Source organism: Burkholderia sp. BCC1985, from assembly GCF_905339915.1.
Lineage (GTDB): Bacteria > Pseudomonadota > Gammaproteobacteria > Burkholderiales > Burkholderiaceae > Burkholderia.
In genome coordinates, this window is sequence record NZ_CAJPGY010000096.1 from 1 (window position 1) to 2,786 (window position 2,786).

Consider the following 2,786-nt stretch of genomic DNA (forward strand, 5'->3'; position numbering starts at 1 on the left):
ATGTCGCGTTCTGAGTCCCCCCGGCCGCTGCTCGAGATGCGCGGCATCAGCAAGACCTTCCCGGCCGTGCGCGCGCTCGACAACGTCAGCCTGACCGTCTATCCGGGCGAGATCCATTCGCTGATGGGCGAGAACGGCGCGGGCAAGTCGACGCTGATGAAGATCCTGTCGGGTGCGTACCGCGCCGACGCCGGCGGCGAGATCCTGATCGACGGCGCGCGCATCGACGTCGACGGCCCGCTCGCCGCGCGCGATGCCGGCGTCGCCGTGATCTACCAGGAGCTGTGCCTCGCGCCGAACCTCACCGTCGCGGAAAACATCTACGTCGGCCGCGAACTGCGCCGCGGCAACCGTCGCTGGGGCACCATCGACCGCGCGGCGATGGCGCGCGGCTGCCAGGACGTGCTCGCGCGCCTCGGTGCGCCGTTCGGCCCCGACACGCTGGTCGGCACGCTGTCGATCGCCGAGCAGCAGCTCGTCGAGATCGCGCGCGCCGTGCATACCCGCGCACGCATCCTCGTGATGGACGAACCGACGACGCCGCTGTCGTCGCGCGAAACCGAACACCTGTTCGGCCTGATCCGCCAGCTGCGCGAGGAAGGTCTCGCGATCATCTACATCAGCCACCGGATGGCCGAAATCTACGAACTGTCCGACCGCGTGTCGGTGCTGCGCGACGGCTCGTACGTCGGCACGCTCGAGCGCGCATCGCTGTCGGCCGAGCGGCTCGTCGCGATGATGGTCGGCCGTGACATCTCCGGCTTCTACAAGAAGGAACACGCGCCGTACGATCCCGGCCACCTGCTGCTGTCGGTGCGCGACATCGCCGACGGCGAGCGCGTGCGCGGCTGCAGCCTCGACCTGCATGCGGGCGAGGTGCTCGGCATCGCCGGGCTCGTCGGCGCGGGCCGCACCGAGCTCGCGCGGCTGATCTTCGGCGCGGAGCCGCGCACGCGCGGCGACGTGAAGCTGGGCGAGCGCACGTTCGGCGCGCATTCGCCGCGCGACGCGATCGACGCGGGCCTCGTCTACCTGACGGAAGACCGCAAGCGCCAGGGCCTGTTCCTCGACATGAGCGTGCGCGACAACATCAACATCTCGGTGTGCAACCGCGATGCGCGGCTCGGCGCGCTCGATCTCGCGCGCGGCGCCACGCGCGCGCGCGACGCGATCGCGTCGCTGTCGATCCGCGTGCCGAACGCGAACGTCAACGTCGGCGCGCTGTCGGGCGGCAACCAGCAGAAAGTGCTGCTGTCGCGCCTGCTCGAGACGAAGCCGCGCGTGCTGATCCTCGACGAGCCGACGCGCGGCGTCGACATCGGCGCGAAATCCGAGATCTACCGGATCATCAACGAACTGGCCCGCGCGGGTGTCGGCGTGATCGTGATCTCGAGCGAGCTGCCGGAGATCATCGGCGTCGCCGACCGCGTGCTCGTGATGCGCGAAGGCGAGATCGCCGGCGAACTCGGCGGCCACACGCACACGCCCATCACGCAGGAAGCGATCATCGCGCTCGCCACCGGCTCGCAAGCCGAGCTCGCCGACGCGCACTGACCACGGCCCCTTCATTTCCTTCTTCCTTCAAGGTACCGACATGATCAACCCGACCAAGCAGCGGAACCTCGCGTCCGCCACGGCCCATCCGGTCGCCAACCGTACACCGCTGATGCGCGGCGCCGATCATCGCGCGCGCATGCAGTCGCTGCTGCGCACCGCCGGCATGCTGCCGGTGCTGCTGGTCCTCTGCATCGGCTTCGGCTTCCTGACCGACGGCTTCTTCACGCTGCAGAACCTGTCGATCGTCACGCAGCAGGCGTCGATCAACATCGTGCTCGCCGCCGGCATGACCTTCGTGATCCTGACGGGCGGCATCGACCTGTCGGTCGGCTCGGTGCTCGCCGCGTCGGCCGTCGCCGCGCTCATCGCGTCGACCATCCCCGGCTGGGGCTGGCTCGGCGTGCCGATCGCGCTCGCGGTCGGCCTCGTGTTCGGCGCGATCAACGGCGGCCTGATCTCGTTCCTGCGCCTGCCGCCGTTCATCGTCACGCTCGGCGCGATGACGGCCGTGCGCGGCGTCGCCCGCCTGATCGGCAACGACACGACCGTCTTCAACCCGCAACTGCCGTTCGCGTTCATCGGCAACGGCACGATCCTCGGCGTGCCGTGGCTCGTCGTGATCGCCTGCGCGGTGATCGCGCTGTCGTGGTTCATCCTGCGCCGCACGGTGCTCGGCATGCGGATCTATTCGGTCGGCGGCAACCCGGAAGCCGCACGGCTGTCGGGCATCAACGTGCGCGCGATCCAGCTGTTCGTGTATGCGGCGTCGGGCCTGCTCGCCGGCCTCGGCGCGGTGATGTCGGCCGCGCGGCTCTATGCGGCCAACGGCCTGCAGCTCGGCCAGTCGTACGAACTCGATGCGATCGCCGCGGTGATCCTCGGCGGCACGAGCTTCGTCGGCGGTGTCGGCTCGATCGTCGGCACGCTGATCGGCGCGCTGATCATCGCGGTGCTGACCAACGGCCTCGTGCTGCTCGGCGTGTCCGACATCTGGCAATACATCATCAAGGGGCTCGTGATCATCGGCGCGGTCGCGCTCGACCGCTATCGCCAGCGCGACTCGGCGCGCACCTGATTCGTATTCCTCACCACTCGATCATCGGGGCGCAGGCAGGTCCTCCTGCACCCATCTGCCAACGGACCTTCCGGAGACACAACGACATGTTCAAGCAAAAAGCCGCCCTGACCGCCGTCGCCTGCGCGCTCGCCTTCGGCGCCGCCGCCGCCCA

2 protein-coding genes are annotated in these 2,786 nt (G+C 69.2%); both read left to right on the forward strand.

The window, feature by feature from the left end; translation table 11 throughout:
• Entirely contained in the window at positions 1-1,554 is a 1,554-nt protein-coding gene (locus U4Z31_RS36730) for a sugar ABC transporter ATP-binding protein (protein WP_124572231.1), read from the forward strand.
• Positions 1,555-1,594: 40 nt separating this feature from the next.
• Entirely contained in the window at positions 1,595-2,632 is a 1,038-nt protein-coding gene (locus tag U4Z31_RS36735) for an ABC transporter permease subunit (protein ID WP_044849264.1), read from the forward strand.
• Positions 2,633-2,786: the final 154 nt, after the last annotated feature.